A 16,192-nucleotide genomic window follows, 5' to 3' on the forward strand; every position below is an offset into this window, starting at 1 on the left:
GCTACTCGCCCTCCTGCTGCTCGTCGTTGCGGTGCTGGGCCGCCCGCATCGCGGGGTCCTGCGCCACACGCCGCCGGATCCAGTCGTGGACCGCCTCCCGGCTGGTGGGGTTGCGCACGGGGACACCGAGCAGGTGCTGCACGGCCCCGAGGACCCCGCGCTCGTCGCGCTCCCGGCTCGTGAAGGCGTCACTCCCGTCGGCCGGTACCCCGGTGCCGATCAGGTGCACCTGGCCGGCGGGAATGCCGAGCCTGCGGCCGATCTCCTCCGGGGCCAGTCCCTGGGCCAGGAGGGCGGCGACCTGGTCGCGGGTCGGCATGGTCAGCTCCTCGCCGTCTCGTGGGTGGTCCCGTCCGCGCTCTCGTCCGTCGAGGCCCGGCGCTCCTCGTCGGTCATCCAGCGCCAGGCCAGGCCCAGCGCGGCCAGCCCGATCGGCAGCATGCCCAGCACCATCGCGATGCCTCCGGGACCGTCGCCGCGCGCGACCAACCAGACGCCGGGGAGGTCGAGGGCGGGCATCGTCGCGAAGAGGTAGACGATGCGGCCGGCCGGGGAGAGGCGGGGGCGGCCGAGGACGGGGGTCCAGAACAGCACGCCGCCGGCCAGCAGCAGCACCGGGGCGATCCCGGCGAGCGCGGGGACCAGGCTCGCGGCGGCGTGGAGCAGCACGAACGCGGGCGCCACGACGGGTGCCGGAAGCGCCGGCGGCTCCACGCGCAGCGCCCGCAGCAACAGGAGCAACAGCGGGGCGAGCACGGAGACCAGAAGACCCGCGGCGGCCATGTGGGCGACGTGGCTCATCGCGGCCTCCGGCGGACGGCGTGGGCGGCGGCCCGCACGGCCGCGGGCACGGTGGCCGCGAGCACGAGCAGGCGGCCGCGCCGGCGCGGCGGGTCCGAAGGCGGGGCCGGCTCGGGATCGCGGGCGGGGTGGCCGGCGGGCACCGGCACCGCCTCTCCGGTGGTGGTGCCGTCGTACTCCTGCGGGCGCGGGTTCGGGGCGGGCGGCATGCCGTCGAGCACGGCGGGCTCGGGTCGGGTCCCGGCAGGGACGCGCTCGCCGCGCATGAGGACCGCCGCGGCGGCCAGCGGGTACAGGGCGACGAGCAGCCAGAGCCAGCCGTAGGCCAGCGCGAGGCCGGCGAGGGTGAGTCCGGCCGCGGTCAGGACTGCGGCGGTGCTGCGCACGGGCATCCGGACGGTGGTCCCGACCCCGCGTCGGGCGCGCAGGGCGAGCAGCACCGCGAGCCCGAATCCGGAGACCAGGAGCAGGTCGAACAGCCAGAGCAGCAGGGAGATCGTCTGGGGCCGGAACCCGAGCATGATCCCGGCGAGGACGCCGTTGCCCGCGGTCCAGGCGCCCACGAGGAGATGGCCGGTCCGCAGCTCGCCGATCCGCGAGGGCGGCAGCGCCGCCCGCCGCAGCGGGTCCGGCGGTGCCGGTGCGGAGGTCGCGCCCGGTGTCGAGGGCGGGGTCACGGGCGGGGTCACCGTCGTCCCCGCCCGCCGCCGAGGTCCGGTCGCAGGTCCAGCAGGGGCGCGTAGCTGCGGATCGGCGGGACCGGATGGGCCGGATCGAAGTTCTGCGGGGGCGGCGGGGAGGAGGTGGCCCATTCCAGCGTGAAGCCGCCCCACGGGTCGTCGGGCGCCCGGCGGGGCCGGCGCACGGAGACGACGAGGTCCACGAGGAAGATCACGGTGCCGACGGCGAGGAACCCGGAGCCGAGGGTGGCGATCAGGTTGGCGGTGCCGAAGCCGTCCTGCGGCAGGTAGCTCGCCATGCGGCGGGGCATGCCGTGCAGCCCCAGCCAGAACATCGGCAGGAAGGTGGCGTTCGTACCGACCAGCCAGAACCAGAAGTGCGCCTTGCCCATCCGCTCCCGCAGCTGCAGCCCGGTGGCCTTGGGGAACCAGTAGTAGAAGCCGGCGAAGAAGCCGAACAGGCTGCCGGCGGCGAGCGTGTAGTGCCAGTGCCCGACGATGAAGTAGGAGTCCGTGACCTGGTAGTCCACCGCCGGCGTGGCGATCATGATCCCGGTGAGGCCGCCGATCAGGAACTGGGGTACGAAGGCCACCGCGAACAGCATCGGGGTGGGGAAGCTCAGCCGCCCGCCGAGCAGGGTGGCGAGGAAGCCGAAGTACTCCAGTCCCGCGGGGACCAGCAGCAGGATGGAGGTCAGCGAGTAGTAGTCGTTCTCGGCCTGCCCCGTGCTGAACATGTGGTGGCCCCACACGCTCATCGAGAGCGCCGCGAAGGCCAGCAGCGACACCACGGTGATCCGGTAGCCGAAGTAGCGACGGGCCCCGAACACCGCGAGCACCTCGGCCACGGCCCCGACGAACGGGAAGAACATCACGTACACGACGGGGTGTCCGAAGAACCAGAAGACGTGCTGGTACCCGATGTTCCAGGCGTTCTGCGTGAACAGGTCCGGCTCGATCCGGCCCGCGGCGAGGATCCCCATGGCGACCAGCAGCGAGGGGAACGCCCCGATGCACATCAGGTTGGTCGCGACCACCGACCAGCTGAAGACCGGCATGCGCAGCAGCGTCATCCCGCGGGTGCGCTTCACCAGGGCGGTCCACAGCACGGTCGCCGCCATCAGCAGCATGCCCAGACCGGCGAGCGCGACGCCGGCGATCCACAGGTCCACGCCGGGCCCGGGGGTGAACCGGGTCCCGGCCAGGGGCGGGTAGGCGTACCAGCCGTGGTCGGCCGCGCCGCTGGACGTGGCGAACCCGGAGAGCATCGTGACCGCGCCGCCGAGGTAGAGCCAGTAGCCCAGCATCGTGGTCCGGGGAGCGGCGACGTTGGGTGCGCCGATCTGCAGGGGCACCAGGTAGAGCCCCAGCCCGATGGCGAACGGGGTCATGACCAGGTAGATCATTCCCGAGCCGTGGATGGTGAAGAACTGGTTGTAGCGGTCCGGCGACAGCACGTCCAGCTGCGGCTGGGCGAGCTGGGCGCGCATGGTCAGCGCGAGCGCGCCGATGGCGATCATCAGCACCACCGCGGTGCCCAGGGTCAGCAGCCCGATCCGCTTGTGGTCGGTGCTCGTGACCCAGGCCAGGACGGTCGTGCGGACCCGGCGCGGCGTCGGCTGCGGCTCCTCGACCGCGGCCCGGGGCTCGGTGGCGGTCACGCGGCCGCTCGGGCGGGCAGCGACCCGGTCTGCAGGAAGGCCTGGTACTGCTCCGGCGGCACCGCGCGGACGAAGAAGTCCATGTCCTTGTGGTAGGTGCCGCAGTACTCCGAGCACCGGCCCAGCCACTGACCGGTCTCCGGGAAGGTCATCAGCACGGTGTTGACGTGGTCGGGGTAGGCGTCGCGCTTCAACGCCAGGTCCGGGATCCAGAAGGCGTGCGCCACGTCGCGCGAGGTGATCGCGAACTCGACCGGCCGACCCTGCGGCACGACGATCACCGGGCGGTCGGCCGGTGTGGCGCAGGAGCCGCTGACGGTCGTGGTGGAGCCCGGGTAGGCCGCGCTCCAGCACCACTGGAAGGCGGTCACGTCGACCCGGACGGGCTGCTGTCCGGCGGGCAGCCCGCTCTGCTGGGCCACCGCGAGGGTGTCGCCGTAGTCGAGGCGGTGGTTGTTCGACAGGCTCAGCCACACCAGGAACGCGGCCGCCCCGCCCAGGAACACGGCGAAGGCGATTTCGATGGCGTTGTGCTCGGCGGCGGCGAACGGCAGCTTGTCGCGCCTACGGGCCCGGTTGAACACCAGCGCGCCGAGCAGCAGGCCGGCGACCACCACGAACACCCCGCCCGCGATCCACAGCTGCAGGCCGAAGACGTGGTCGAACACCCTGCGGTAGTCCACCGAGCGCTTCTCCCGTCGTCCTGTCCGTCGGCCCCGCACCCACGAACCGCCGTCGTTGTGCCCACACCGGACGGTTCGAAACCTGGTGCTCGCGGCTGGAGCGCGGTCCCGCCCGCGACGGAGGAAGGTCTACCGCGACCGGGCGGCGGTCGCCGGGCCGGTGCGGCCATCGCAAGGTCTCCGCAAGGAGACGTGCCGGATTTGACCGCGATGACCTCTCGGTCCGGTGTCGGTGACCGAAGACCTTGCGGGCACCTTGCGATCGGTGCTCCCGGTCGCGCACTCCTCCGACGCCGTCCCACGCTTCCTCCGCCGGGCCGTGGGTTTCGATACGAGTACGGCGGGAACGGGCTGCCGGCGGGTCCGGACCGTGAGGGAGGGGGTGACGGGTGGGGCTGGTGGCGCGCACCGTGACGCGGGCGACCGCGAACGCCCTGGACCGCCGCTTCAAGGCAGCCGGGGGCGCCCGGCGGCAGGCGTCCCACGTGTTCCCGAAGCACCACTCGTTCTTCTGGGGCGAGTTCGCCCTCTACTCGTTCGCGGTGCTGGTCGTGTCCGGTGTGTACCTGGCGCTGTTCTTCGTGCCGGACACCACCGAGGTGGTCTACAGAGGACCGTACGAGCCGATGCAGGGACTCTCCATGTCCCGGGCCTACCACTCGGTGCTGACGCTGTCGTTCGAGGTCCGCGCCGGGCTGTTCCTCCGGCAGCTACACCACTGGGCCGCGCTGCTGTTCGTCGCCGGGATGATCCTGCACATGTCCCGGAACTTCTTCACCGGGGCGTTCCGGCGGCCCCGGGAGCTGACGTGGCTGGGCGGGGTCGCGCTGCTCGCGCTCGGGATCTTCGAGGGGTACCTCGGCTACTCGATGCTCGACGACCTGCTGTCCGGGCTGGGTGTGCGGATCTTCTCCGGAATACTGCTCTCCGTACCACTGGTGGGCACCTGGCTGCACTGGGCGGTGTTCGGCGGCGAGTTCTTCGGCGACATCTGGATCTCCCGCTTCTTCATCGCCCACGTCTTTCTGGTCCCGGCCCTGCTCGTGGCGCTGATCGGGATGCACATCGGGCTCGTCTGGTACCAGAAGCACACCCAGTTCCCGGGTCCCGGTGCCCGCGAGGACACGGTGGTGGGGGAGCGTGCGGTGCCCGGCTTCGTCAGCAGGACCGTGGCAAATGGCGTGTGCCTGCTGGCGGTGCTGGGCCTGATGGCCGGCATCTTCCAGATCAATCCCGTCTTCCTGTGGGGCCCGTACGTGCCCTCCCAGGTCTCGACCTACATCCAGCCCGACTTCTACGCCGGCTTCCTCATCGGCGGGCTGCGGCTGTGGCCGCGGTGGGAGATCCACCTGGGCGCCTACACCGTGCCCGCGCCGTTCTGGGTCGGCCTGGTGCTGCCGCTGCTGATGTTCGCCCTGCTCGCCGCGTACCCCCTGCTGGAGCGCCTCGGCACCGGTGACCGGGGCGCGCACCAGGTCCTGCAGCGCCCGCGGGACAACCCCACGCGCACCGGGATCGGCGCGATGGGCCTCACCTTCTGGGGCATCCTCTTCGCCTCCGGCGCCACCGACGTGATCGCGGCGACCTTCGACATCCCCTTCGAGCTGCTCGTGTGGGCGGGCCGGATCGGGCTGCTGGTGCTGCCGCCGCTCGCCTACGTGGTGGTCCGGCGGATCTGCCTGGGCCTGCAGCGCGCCGACCGGGACGTCCTGGAGCGCGGGGTCCGGACCGGGGTGCTGCAGGAGCGGCCCGACGGCGTGTACCTCGAGGTCCGCCGCCCGCCCGGCGGGGCGGACCACGCCGGGCGGCCCATCCCGCTCGACTACGGCGGCGCGAGGGTCGACCACCGGCCCGCCGCCTCGCCCGAGCCGGTCGCCGGGTCGGTCACGGAAGAGCAGCGATGACCCGCCGGCTCCGGCACGCCCTGCTCGTGTTGGCCGCCCTGGTCGCCGTCGGCGGCGGGTACGCCCTGCTCGTGCCCGCCCCGCAGCAGGCGACCGCGCAGACCGGCCAGACGCAGATCGACCAGGGCCGGGCGCTGTACGAGCGGGCCTGCATCAGCTGTCACGGCGCGAACCTGCAGGGCGCCCCCGGGCGCGGCCCGGGCCTGGTCGGCGTCGGCGACGCCGCCGTCTACTTCCAGGTGTCCACCGGGCGGATGCCGCTGGCCCGCTCCGAGGACCGCGGCTACCGCAAGGACCCCCAGCCCCAGTTCGACCCCGACACCGAGCAGGGGCGGGCCAACCTCGCGGCGCTCGGCGCCTACATCCAGGCCAACGGCGGGGGGCCGACGACGCCGGCCGAGACCGGGCCGGAGCTGATCGGCTCCGACGTGGCCCACGGCGGCGAGCTCTACCGGCTCAACTGCGCCTCGTGCCACCACTTCACCGGCCGCGGCGGCATCCTGGCCGACGGCCGCTACCCGCCCCGGCTCGAGGCCGCGACCCCCGAACAGATGTACACCGCGATGCTCAGCGGCCCTATGGCCATGCCCGTGTTCAGCGACCGGCAGCTCACTCCCGAGGAGAAGAAGGACATCATCGCCTACGTCCTCGCCGTGCGCGGACAGAACAACGCGCCCGGCGGGTTCACCCTCGGCGAGCTCGGCCCCGCCGCCGAGGGCCTGGTCGCCTTCGTGGTCGGGCTCGTCGCGCTGGTCGGGGTCGCGGCCTGGATCGGGGCCCGGTCGTGAGCACGCCGCGGGAGCCCACCGGACCCGAGCTGGAACGGTTGAGCCGCAGCGAGCTGGTCGACCTCGGCCACACCCTCGACGGGATCCGGATCGTCACCGACGAGCCGCCCCCCGGCTCGTCGGACCCGCGCAGGGAACGACGCAACCGCCGCCGCGTCACCCTGCTGCTGGTGCTGTCCCTGCTGGCCGCAGGGGCCTTCGTCGGGGCCTACCTGTTCTGGCCCACCGGCTACGTGCCGCCGGGGGCGCCGGGACACACCGCCCACCTGCTCTACACCCCGCTGCTCGGGATCACCTTCTTCGGCGCGGTCGGCGCGCTGGGCGCGGCGATGATCGTGTACGTCAGGAGCTTCTACCCGGACGAGGTCGCGGTGCAGCACCTCGAGAAGGGGCCCTCGGCCGAGCGCGACCGGTTCACCGCGGCGGCCACCTTCGCCGAGGCCGGCGCGCACACCGGGTTCGGCCGGCGCGCGCTGATCCGGCGGCTCGGGCTGACCGGGCTCGGCGTCGTCGGGATCCTGGGCGGGCTGGTCGCGATCGGCGGGTTGGTGCGCAACCCCTGGAAGGAGGGCGGCGACGCCCCGTTGTGGACGACCGGCTGGAAGCCGGTCGGCGGCGAGACGGTGTTCCTCCGGGAGACCACTGGTGACCCGACCGAGATCGTCAAGATCCGGCCCGAGGACGTCGACCCCGACGGGATGGTCACGGTCGTGCCGTTCCGGGAGAGCGAGCGGGGGGACGTCGAGGCGCTGCACGCCGCCGAGATGGCGCCCGACAACCCGGTCATGCTCATCCGGCTTCCCCCCGGCACCCGGGTCGACCACCTGCCGCGCCGGGAGGACCTGCACTACGGCGACTACTACGCGTTCTCCAAGGTCTGCACCCACCTCGGCTGCCCGGCCTCCCTCTACGACACCCGGCTCCAGGTGTTCCTCTGCCCCTGCCACCAGTCCCAGTTCAAGATCACCGAGGGAGCCCGGCCGATCTTCGGCCCCGCGGCCAGGCCGCTCCCGCAGCTGCCGATCACCGTCGACGCCGACGGGTTCCTCGTCGCCCGCGGCGACTTCCCCGACCCCGTCGGGCCGAGCTTCTGGGAGATCGGGCGTGGCTCGCACTGACCTCGCACGAGCGACGAGGGCGACGCGGCACCGGGCGGGACGGCCGGCTCAGGCCGTCACCGGGGCCGCAGACCGACGAGCGGCAGCTCCCGTGCGAGCCGCCACCGCTGGGCCGGGGTCCCGCGGTAGGTCCATCCGACAAGTGCGGACAGCACGCGGTGGACCACCGGCGCGAGGAGCCGGTTGCGGCGTTCGTAGGCGCCGATCACCATGACCGCCTCGTCGAGCTCGAGGTCACGCGCCTGAGCGGGGAAGCACCTGCGCCCGACGGTCACGGCCACGGGGCCCGCCGCGTGCACGTTGCGGTACCAGTCCGCCTCGCGTCCGAAGCCGGACACCACCACGTACTCGCCGGCCTCCGGGTCCCGGTGGACGACCTCCAGGACGGTGTCGTAGTGGCGGCCGCTGCGGCGCCCGGTGTGCGTCAGCTGCAGGAACCGCGCCCCGAGCATGCTCCCGAGCCCGTGCGCGTAGAGATGCCGCGGCAACCCCAGGAGCAGGCGGACCCAGCCGGGGACGCGGGAGGGACGGGCGTTCAGGGCGGGCCACCTTCGGTCAGCGGTGCAGGACGACCGCACCGTACGAGCGCGGCCGCCCACCCGACCTGACGGTTGACTTGCGATCGCGCCTCGACCTCGCGGAGGCGCGCGTAGCCGACGCAGACCGAGCCGAGGAACACACCGACCCGCGCGCCTCCGCCCGGCCGGGCGGAGGCGACAAGGTCGTGACAGAGCTGACGGGCGAGGCACAGCCCGGATCCGGCCGGCCCCGGTCCGGTCCGCAGCGAGGGGCGCGTCGACGCCGGTCCGAGCCGGGGCAACGTCGAGGGAACATTCGTCCTCGGCGGCCCGCCCTGTCGCGGCGCCGAGCGGAGCGACCGCGCGGCCGGGAGCGGACTTCGGGAACGCCGTGCAGCTCGGCGCAGCCGATGGTCCGCTGGACCCGGCGTAAGACGACCGCAAGGAAGCCGACCGTGGTCGCCGTGTTGCCTGGAGCGATTGGATCCGGATGAGGACGAGGGCCGATGGAGATGCGGGTCGGCTTCAGCAGGCGCCACCGACGGTGGTGGTGGGTGTTCAGGCTGTCGGAGGACGATCCGCCGCTGAGCGGATGGGCCACCTCCGAGGCGGCGGCGTGGTCGGCGATGATCGGGCTGACGTTCCCCGACGACACGAAGGTGCACGGTGAACCGGCGTGAGCCCTACCGGGACGCCCACCCGTCGTGCGACGACGCCGGCACCGGAACGACGCCTTCCCCGGCCCGCAGGCCGGCTCACCGGACGCGCTGATCCGCTCGGTCCTCGGTGCTCCCGCGGCCGTAGGCGGTGAGGACGTCGCGGTGGTCGAGCCAGCCGACCAGGCGGTCGTCGGCGAGCACGGGCAGGCCGGTGGTCTCGTGGTGGCTCAGGGCGCGCAGGGCGTGGTGCAGCGAGTCGCCGGAGTGGAGGGCGGGCAGCAGGGTGGCGCGGTGACCGGCAGTGGTCCCGTCCCGGTCGCCGGGGTCGAGGTCGGCGGTGACGACGGCGCCGCGGAAGCGGCCGTCGGGCGCGGTCACCGGGAGGGCGCCGTAGCGGGCGCCGCCGAGCAGGGGCATCAGGTCGTCGACGGCGGTGTCGGCCGGCACGTCGTCGGGTGGTGGTTGCATGGCCTGGCCCACGGTGAGGGTGCGTAGTGCGCCGTCGGCCCGGCTGTCGGCGTCGATGTCGACACCCCGGCGCAGCAGCTTGAGGGTGTAGATGGTGTCGCGGGAGATCAGGTGGCTCAGCCCCGTGGCGAGAGCGACGGCGGCCAGCAGCGGCAGGATGATCGCGTACTGGCCGGTGAGCTCGAAGACGATCAGTGCCGCGGCGATCGGGGCGTGGCTGGCGGCGGCGAACACGGCGGCCATGCCGACGAGGCCGAACGCGCCGGGGGAGAGGTCCAGGCCCGGGAAGACGGCCTGGGCGGCGATGCCGAAGGCGGTGCCGAGCATGCCGCCGACGAACAGCGAGGGCGCGAACACCCCGCCGGAACCGCCGATGCCGATCGTCAGGCTGGTCGCGACCATCTTGCCGACCAGCAGGAGCAGCAGGAGACCGAGGGCGTAGTGCCCGGAGATGCCGGCCTCGAGCACCGGGTAACCCACGCCGTACATCTGCGGGAGGGCCAACAGGACCCCACCCAGGAGCAGCCCGCCGACGGCCGGACGAAGCCATTCGGGTCCTCGCCAAACGTGGTCGCAGGCGTCCTCGACCAGGTAGAGCACGCGGGCGAAGCCCCAGCCGACGACCCCGGCGGCCAGGCCGAGCACGGCGTAGAAGGGGAACTCCGCGGTCGAGCCGAGGGAGTAGGCGGGCAACGTCAGGATGTGGTCGTTGCCGACGATCGCGCGGGAGACGGCGTTCGCGGTGACCGAGGAGATCACCACGATGCCGAAGGCCTCGGCGGTGAACGCGCGCAGGATGATCTCGAGGGCGAAGAACACCCCGGCGATCGGGGCGTTGAAGGTCGCGGAGATCCCGCCCGCGGCACCGCAGGCGACCATGAGGCGCAGGCGGTGGTCGGGCACCCGGAGCCACTGGCCGATGGAGGAGCCGAGCGCGGAGCCGATCTGCACGATCGGGCCCTCGCGCCCGACGGATCCGCCCGTGCCGATGCACAGCGCGGAGGCCAGCGACTTCACGGCGGCGACCCGGGCCGGGATGCGCCCGCCGTTGCGGGCCACCGCGACCATCACCTCGGGGACGCCGTGCCCCCGGGCCTCGGGGGCGAAGCGGTGGACCAGGGGGCCGTAGACCAGGCCGCCGGCGACCGGGGCGAGGAGCAGGAACCAGGGGCCGAGGGCGGGCAGGTGCAGGCTCGCGACGCGGCCCGCGGTGCTGAAGTCGTCCCGCCCGGTCACGAGGTCCGTGATGCCGATGATGAGGAAGCGGAACACGACCGCGCCCAGCCCGGCGCCGCCCCCGATGATCAGCGCGAGCCCGACCAGGCCGGACTGGCTGCCCACGAGCCAGGAGTGCAGCCGGCGGGCCCCGGCGGCGGGTGCGGCGAGGACGGCGCTCAGTAGGGCGGTCACGGGAGCACCGCCCACTCCGGCTCGGGCACCTCGCCGGCCGCGCGGGCGAAGGTGTGCAACGCGTCGACCACGGCGTCCCGGTCGGCTTGCGGCAGGGTCCCGAGCAGGCCGGCGATCTCGGCGCGACGCCGTCGCGTCACCTCGTCCACCAGCGTCCGGCCGCGGTCGCTGAGGGTCACCCGGACCTCCCGCCGGTCCTCGGCGACGCGGTCGCGGTCGACCAGTTCCTTGGTGACCAGGCGGTCGCACATGCGGGTGGCCGTGGACGGGGTGACCGCCAGGGTGCTCGCCAGGTCCGCGGGGCGCTGCGCCCCGCGCTGGCCCAGGACGATGAGCGCCCGGTACTGGGGCAGCGTCACGTCCTCGTCCACCGATGCCAGCGAGCGGGCGACGACGGCCAGGAGGGCCCGGCTCGCCGTCATCACCGCGTCCACCAGGTCCTCGGCCGCCGTGGCCCCGACAGCCCTACAGAACCGTTGCATTGAGACATGATTGCACGGAGCAATATTTCTGGGGTGGGAGTCCGCAGCGTGCAGTCCCACCGCAAGGTGATCGCAAGCTTCGCAGGGGTGTGTGAGCGGGCCGAGCTCCCGCCGTGCTGCGTACCTGGTCAGGTCTGTGGCACCACGCGGACAGGGCGGACTGCGGCGGGAAGATCGTGAGCCGATCGTCAGCTGAACGTCAGGTTCCTCGCGTGTACGTGGGCTCGCGGGAGGGGGAGCCTCGGAGGATACGAACGCGAGGACAGGAGGAGACCATGGCCGCGTCGACGGGTGCGGGCGGTCGGGCCGGGCGGTCCGTCAGGAGCGAACTGAGGCACGACATCCGCCTGCGCAGCGCGCTGGTGCTGGTCGTCGGCGCGTGGCTGGCATTGAGCCCGCTACTGATCACCTTCGGCGGGCCGGTGAGGGTGTGGAGCCAAGTCGGAGTGGGCCTGGCCCTCGTCGTCCTCGGCGCGGTCCGGGTCGCCCGACCCGTCCGCACCGCGCCGCTCGGACTGCTCAACGGTGCCCTCGGCGTATGGGTGATCGTTTCGGCGTTCGTGCTGCACCTGCAGACGGTGTCCGCCGTGGCCTGGACGAACAACTTCTTCCTCGGCCTCCTCGTCGTGCTGCTGGCCGTCAGCGGCGCGGTCGCCTGCTCCTTCGCTGCACCGGCGCCGTTGCGGGTCCACCGCACCCGCCTCCTGCACCGGTGAGTAGCGCCCGGCGACCGCGACGAAGGTCGACTCTGACCCGTCGTACGCCGCGCTCCGCGAGTACTTGCGGTGCTGACGCCCGCCCGGCACGTCCAGGTCTTCAGGATGTCGCCGTAGGCCCGCGAGCCCTGCACTCCGACAGCTCGACCTGCTGGTCGGGATACAGATCGGCATGATCGTCGGCTTCGTACGGCATGGCCGCCAACGTCCAGCTGATCCGCCACGAGATCAGGAGGCCAATGAGAGCCGCCCGCGCTGCGCCGAGCGGAGCTAAACCCAGAGACGACCGGTTCCTTCCTCTCCCAGCCGTGCTGCTCGGCGCAGGGGAGGGCCCGCTGAACCTGCCGTAAGTCGACCGCAAAGTGGCCCTGCCCCGTCACGTTGTCGCCCGGAATCAGTGAGGACGATGGCCGATGGAGATGCGGGTCGGCTTCAGCAGCCGCTCTCGGAGATGGCGGTGGGTGCTCCGTCTCTCCGCGGACGAACCGCGGCTGGGCGGGTGGGCGTCGACGGAGGCCGAGGCGTGGGCGGCCATGCTCGGACTGACGAGCGACGAGGACGGGAACGACACCCGCAAACCCGGGGACGGCACCCGCACACCCGGCCAAGGCCGGCCACGGCAGCTGCGTCCTGACGTTCTCCTGACGAAGCGGGCCGCGAGGACAGGCCCGTGGAAAACGTGATGCCGTCACCCGCGCCGAGCGTGGCCAGGGGAGAGCCTGACCGCTTCCAGTCGCCGTCCCGCGACCTGGCGCACCCGGATCTCTGGGTGCGTCGGCCGGCCCGCCCGACGGTTCGAGGGGTCGCACGACGACCAGGTCGGCTCCGCTGGTGAGGCGGTGCGTGGCCGGGACGCCCCCCGGCGGCGGTGGACGGCCTCGAGCGGACACGTCTCGCAGGCCACGCACCTACCGGCCGCGCCCCGCCTCGCCCAGGACGGTAGCCCGGGACTGGCGCGCACCGGCAGAACCGGACCGACGTCGCAAGGGGAACGTAAGGTGACCCGCCCGATGTCTCCGGCACGATGGGACGCGAGCAGGGACGCCCGTAGCCTGGCCGGTCCCGCTCGGCGGCCCATGGTCGGGGCCGCGCGGCCGCTCCGGGGTATCTCCCCCTGGCCGTCACCCCGGAGCGGCCTGACCGCCCCGCGCACAAGTTTCGGACGATCATGTCCATGACCTTCTCCCTGGCGCCGCTCGCGTACCAGGACTCACGACCTTCTGCATGACCACTGCGAGGAGTCCGAAGCTCGCCGTCGGGGCGGTGGGCAGGCGACCGATACGGCTTGTACTGCCCGCACTGGCCCCGGCCGGAACTGGCGCTGCCGGTGGTCAGGGCGCGCCGCTGAACAGTCCGGCCAGGAGGCCGCCACCCACGCCGATCACCAGGGAACCGGCGGCAGCCGCGAGCGCGGTCGCGTTCGCCCAGGGTCGTGCCCGGCGGGGCTGCTCGGTGGTCTGCTGATCGCGAACGTCGGCGAACACCGGGGCGATCCAGCGCAGGTAGTAGAAGAGGCTGGCGACGGTGTTGACCACCGCCAGGACGGTCAGCCACGCCATCCCACCGTCGACGGCCGCGGTGAACACGGCGAGCTTGCCGAGGAACACCCCGGTCGGCGGCGTGCCGACCAACCCGAGCAGGCAGACGACGAGTGCGGTGGCGAGCACGGGGCGGCGGCCGGCCAGCCCGCGATGGTCGTCGATCGCGCGGGCCGGGCCGCCGCCGGGCGCGACGATCGCGGCGGCGACGGCGAAGGCGCCGAGGTTGGTGACCGCGTAGGCGGCGAGGTAGAGCAGCAGGGCCGGGGCCGCCTGACCGGTGCGGGCGCCGACGGCGACGGCCATCAGCACGTAGCCGACCTGGGATACCGCCGAGTAGCCGAGCAGGCGCTGGACGGAGTTCTGGAAGAAGGCGGCGAGGTTCCCGAGCGTCATCGACAACGCGGCGAGGATCGCCACGATCAGCGGCCAGTCCACGACCGCGTCGGGGATCGCGGCCGAGAGCAGCCGGTCCGCGGCGACCAGCGCACCGATCTTGGGGATGGTGGTGACGATCCCGGCGACCGGGCCGGGGGTGCCGTCGCTGACGTCCGGCACCCAGAAGTGCGCGGGCACCGCCCCGGCCTTGAACGCCAGCCCGGCCAGCACGGCGATCAGCCCGACGGCGGCCAGGGCGGGCACCGACCGCCCGCCCGCGGCCGCGAGCCCGTCGCGCAGGGTGCCGTAGGCGGTGCCGCCGCCGGCGGCGTACAGCAGCGCCACCCCGGTGATCATGGTGACGCCGGCGAAGGCGCCCGAGAGGTAGTACTTCATCGACGCCTCGGTCCCGGGCGCGGTCGCGGTCCAACCGACCAGGGCGTAGAGCGGGATGCTGGCGAGCAGGAAGGCCGCGAACAGCAGGAGCAGGTCGGTGGCGCCGGAGAGTAGGACGGCGCCGAGCGCGCCGAGCAGCAGCAGGACCCAGTACTCGGTCTCCCGGGGCCGGGCGCGGGCGGTGTCGACCGAGGCGCCAACGGCGAGGAGCACCGCCACCAGGACGATCAGCCGGGTCACGTTGGTGGTGGTGTCGACGGCGTAGGAGCCGAACACCGTCTCCGGGGGCCGCGGGAACGCCAGGCCGGTGGCGACGAGGCCAATCGCGCAGGCGGCCGCCGCGAGGACCGCGACCGGCCACTGGCGCCGCCGCGGGAGCCACGCACCGGCGAGCAGCCCGAGCACCGCGGCACCGAGCAGCGCGAGCTCCGGGACCAGCGCGGCGGGGTTCTCGTTCATCACCGCGCGACCAGGGTGTTCACGGTGGTCGCGGCGGGCTCGACGAGGTCGAGCAGGAACCGGGGGGCGAGCCCGATCAGGGTGGCCAGCGCGAGCAGAGGCGCGATCGCGACGAGCTCGCTCGCCCGCAGGTCGACCACGGCCCGGGGGGTGCCGGGAGCGTCCGGCGTGCGCAGCGGCCCGAGGAACAGCCGCTGCAGCGCCAGCAGGAACAACGCGGCGGTGACCAGGATCCCGGTCACCGCGATCGCGACCGGGACCGGCGCCGCGGGAAGGGAGCCAGTGAAGATCTGGAACTCCGCAATGAACCCCGAGAAGCCGGGCAGCCCCAGCGAGGCGAACGCGGCCACGGCGAACAGCGCGGCGAACCGCGGCGTGCGGGCGGCCAGCCCGGACCAGGCGCCGAAGTCGTACGTGTGGCCCCGGTCGTAAAGGACGCCGGCGAGCAGGAACAACGCGCCGGTGATCAGCCCGTGGGACACCATCTGCACCACGGCACCCGTGGTGGCCAGGGACCGGGCCTGGGCGTCGCCCGCGACGACGAGCCCGGCCGCCCCGATCGCCACCAGTATGTAGCCCATGTGATTGACCGAGGTGTAGGCGACCATGCGCTTGAGGTTGTTCTGGGCGAGCGCGACGAGCGCCCCGTAGACCACCGACACGACCCCGACCAGCAGCGCGACCAGGGCGTACTGCCGCCAACTGGCGGGCAGCAGCGGCATCGCGATGCGGACGAAGCCGTAGGTGCCCATCTTCAGCAGCACCCCGGCCAGGATCGCCGACCCGGTGGCGGGGGCTTCGGTGTGTGCGGGTGGCAGCCAGGTGTGGAACGGCACGGTCGGGGTCTTCACGGCCAGCCCGATCCCGATCGCGAGCAGGGTGAGCCCGGCGTACGGGCCGCCGGCGGCTAGCGGGTTCGCCGCGGCGAGCTCGACGATGTCGAAGGTGTGCGGCTGCGCGGCGAGGAACAGCAGGATGAATCCGAGCAGCAGGGCCAGGGAACCGAGGAAGGTGTAGAGGAAGAACTTCAGCGCGACGGCCCGGGCCCGCTCGGCGTGCCCCCACCCGGCGATCACGAAGTACATGAACACGATCGACAGGTCGAAGAACAGGAAGAACAGGATCAGGTCCAGCGCGGCGAAGAGCCCGAGGCACACCGTCTGCAGGGCCAGGAACAGCAGGACGTACAGCTTGACCCGTCGGGTCTCGCGCAGCGCGAACACTGCGCAGGCGAGGAACAGCACGGCGGTCATGGCCAGCAGCGGCAGCGACAGCCCGTCCACCCCGAGGTGGTAGGAGATCCCGACGCTCGGGATCCACGGCAGGCGCTCCTCGAAGGCGTACCCGCCACGCGCCGCCGCACCGGGGAATCGCAGCCAGGCGGCAACGATCAGGGCGAGGTCGGCCAGCGCGGCGGCGATCCATGTCCCGACGAACACCCGGGCCGGCAGTCGGGCGGGCAGCGCCGCCAGCACCACCGCCGCGGCGGCGGGCAGGAACACGATCAGCGACAGCACCGCTGGTCCCTCCTCT

General features: G+C 73.0%; 15 protein-coding genes. 5 read left to right on the top strand and 10 right to left on the bottom strand.

The annotated features are described in order from the left end of the window. Position 1 precedes the first annotated feature (1 nt). The 5 genes from PKE99_RS02645 to PKE99_RS02665 are packed head-to-tail and all read right to left on the bottom strand — an operon-like array spanning position 2 to position 3,825. Positions 2-319, bottom strand: coding sequence for a hypothetical protein (locus PKE99_RS02645; RefSeq protein ID WP_051736602.1), 318 nt, complete (start codon positions 317-319; stop codon positions 2-4). Between the two features lie 2 nt (positions 320-321). Further along, the gene (locus PKE99_RS02650; RefSeq protein WP_051736603.1) at positions 322-801 is read right to left on the bottom strand and encodes a cytochrome c oxidase assembly protein; all 480 of its coding nucleotides are present in this window, start codon (positions 799-801) and stop codon (positions 322-324) included. After that, entirely contained in the window at positions 798-1,490 is a 693-nt protein-coding gene (locus tag PKE99_RS02655; protein ID WP_051736604.1) for a hypothetical protein, read from the bottom strand. The genes PKE99_RS02650 and PKE99_RS02655 overlap by 4 nt, the downstream gene beginning before the upstream one ends. Further along, positions 1,487-3,142 (bottom strand): cytochrome c oxidase subunit I, encoded by a 1,656-nt coding sequence (locus PKE99_RS02660; protein WP_051736605.1) that lies wholly within the window; start codon positions 3,140-3,142, stop codon positions 1,487-1,489. The genes PKE99_RS02655 and PKE99_RS02660 overlap by 4 nt, the downstream gene beginning before the upstream one ends. Then, the gene (locus PKE99_RS02665; RefSeq protein WP_037039606.1) at positions 3,139-3,825 is read right to left on the bottom strand and encodes a cytochrome c oxidase subunit II; all 687 of its coding nucleotides are present in this window, start codon (positions 3,823-3,825) and stop codon (positions 3,139-3,141) included. The genes PKE99_RS02660 and PKE99_RS02665 overlap by 4 nt, the downstream gene beginning before the upstream one ends. Before the next feature lie 398 nt (positions 3,826-4,223). Here PKE99_RS02665 and qcrB point away from each other — a divergent pair, with 398 nt between their 5' ends. The 3 genes from qcrB to qcrA are packed head-to-tail and all read left to right on the top strand — an operon-like array spanning position 4,224 to position 7,635. Beyond that, positions 4,224-5,729, top strand: a complete 1,506-nt coding sequence (gene qcrB / locus PKE99_RS02670) for a cytochrome bc1 complex cytochrome b subunit (protein WP_156067013.1) — start codon at positions 4,224-4,226, stop codon at positions 5,727-5,729. Continuing rightward, complete coding sequence (qcrC, locus tag PKE99_RS02675; protein ID WP_051736607.1) at positions 5,726-6,517, top strand: cytochrome bc1 complex diheme cytochrome c subunit; 792 nt, start codon at positions 5,726-5,728, stop codon at positions 6,515-6,517. The genes qcrB and qcrC overlap by 4 nt, the downstream gene beginning before the upstream one ends. After that, entirely contained in the window at positions 6,514-7,635 is a 1,122-nt protein-coding gene (qcrA, locus tag PKE99_RS02680; protein ID WP_037039609.1) for a cytochrome bc1 complex Rieske iron-sulfur subunit, read from the top strand. Before qcrC ends, qcrA begins: the two co-directional genes overlap by 4 nt. A gap of 56 nt (positions 7,636-7,691) precedes the next feature. Here qcrA and PKE99_RS02685 read toward each other — a convergent pair whose 3' ends face one another. Beyond that, positions 7,692-8,123, bottom strand: coding sequence for a nitroreductase family deazaflavin-dependent oxidoreductase (locus PKE99_RS02685; RefSeq protein WP_231498011.1), 432 nt, complete (start codon positions 8,121-8,123; stop codon positions 7,692-7,694). 584 nt (positions 8,124-8,707) lie between these two features. Here PKE99_RS02685 and PKE99_RS02690 point away from each other — a divergent pair. Beyond that, entirely contained in the window at positions 8,708-8,833 is a 126-nt protein-coding gene (locus tag PKE99_RS02690; RefSeq protein WP_269322903.1) for a hypothetical protein, read from the top strand. A 75-nt stretch (positions 8,834-8,908) separates the two neighbouring features. Here the strand turns inward: PKE99_RS02690 and PKE99_RS02695 are convergent, their stop codons facing one another. Both PKE99_RS02695 and PKE99_RS02700 read right to left on the bottom strand, forming a co-directional pair. Continuing rightward, positions 8,909-10,690, bottom strand: coding sequence for a chloride channel protein (locus PKE99_RS02695; RefSeq protein ID WP_231498012.1), 1,782 nt, complete (start codon positions 10,688-10,690; stop codon positions 8,909-8,911). Next, positions 10,687-11,172: a MarR family winged helix-turn-helix transcriptional regulator gene (locus PKE99_RS02700; RefSeq protein WP_051736609.1), complete on the bottom strand. Its 486-nt coding sequence runs from the start codon at positions 11,170-11,172 to the stop codon at positions 10,687-10,689. Before PKE99_RS02700 ends, PKE99_RS02695 begins: the two co-directional genes overlap by 4 nt. Positions 11,173-11,447: 275 nt before the next feature. Between PKE99_RS02700 and PKE99_RS02705 the strand changes: the two genes are divergently transcribed. Further along, positions 11,448-11,888: an SPW repeat domain-containing protein gene (locus PKE99_RS02705; protein WP_037039610.1), complete on the top strand. Its 441-nt coding sequence runs from the start codon at positions 11,448-11,450 to the stop codon at positions 11,886-11,888. Between the two features lie 1,331 nt (positions 11,889-13,219). Here PKE99_RS02705 and PKE99_RS02710 read toward each other — a convergent pair. After that, on the bottom strand, positions 13,220-14,659 hold the full coding sequence (locus PKE99_RS02710) for an NADH-quinone oxidoreductase subunit N (RefSeq protein ID WP_037039623.1): 1,440 nt from the start codon (positions 14,657-14,659) through the stop codon (positions 13,220-13,222). Continuing rightward, the gene (locus tag PKE99_RS02715) at positions 14,659-16,176 is read right to left on the bottom strand and encodes a complex I subunit 4 family protein (protein ID WP_037039624.1); all 1,518 of its coding nucleotides are present in this window, start codon (positions 16,174-16,176) and stop codon (positions 14,659-14,661) included. The genes PKE99_RS02710 and PKE99_RS02715 overlap by 1 nt, the downstream gene beginning before the upstream one ends. Positions 16,177-16,192 lie beyond the last annotated feature (16 nt).

The sequence above is a fragment of the Pseudonocardia halophobica genome (assembly GCF_027922425.1).
GTDB lineage: Bacteria > Actinomycetota > Actinomycetes > Mycobacteriales > Pseudonocardiaceae > Pseudonocardia > Pseudonocardia halophobica.

Excerpts from the sequence above, each read along its gene's own strand:
- PKE99_RS02645 (WP_051736602.1), bottom strand. The coding sequence starts at position 319 with ATGCCGACCCGCGACCAGGTCGCCGCCCTCCTGGCCCAGGGACTGGCC.
- PKE99_RS02650 (WP_051736603.1), bottom strand. The coding sequence starts at position 801 with ATGAGCCACGTCGCCCACATGGCCGCCGCGGGTCTTCTGGTCTCCGTG.
- qcrC (WP_051736607.1), top strand. The coding sequence starts at position 5,726 with ATGACCCGCCGGCTCCGGCACGCCCTGCTCGTGTTGGCCGCCCTGGTC.
- PKE99_RS02700 (WP_051736609.1), bottom strand. The coding sequence starts at position 11,172 with ATGCAACGGTTCTGTAGGGCTGTCGGGGCCACGGCGGCCGAGGACCTG.
- PKE99_RS02705 (WP_037039610.1), top strand. The coding sequence starts at position 11,448 with ATGGCCGCGTCGACGGGTGCGGGCGGTCGGGCCGGGCGGTCCGTCAGG.
- PKE99_RS02710 (WP_037039623.1), bottom strand. The coding sequence starts at position 14,659 with ATGAACGAGAACCCCGCCGCGCTGGTCCCGGAGCTCGCGCTGCTCGGT.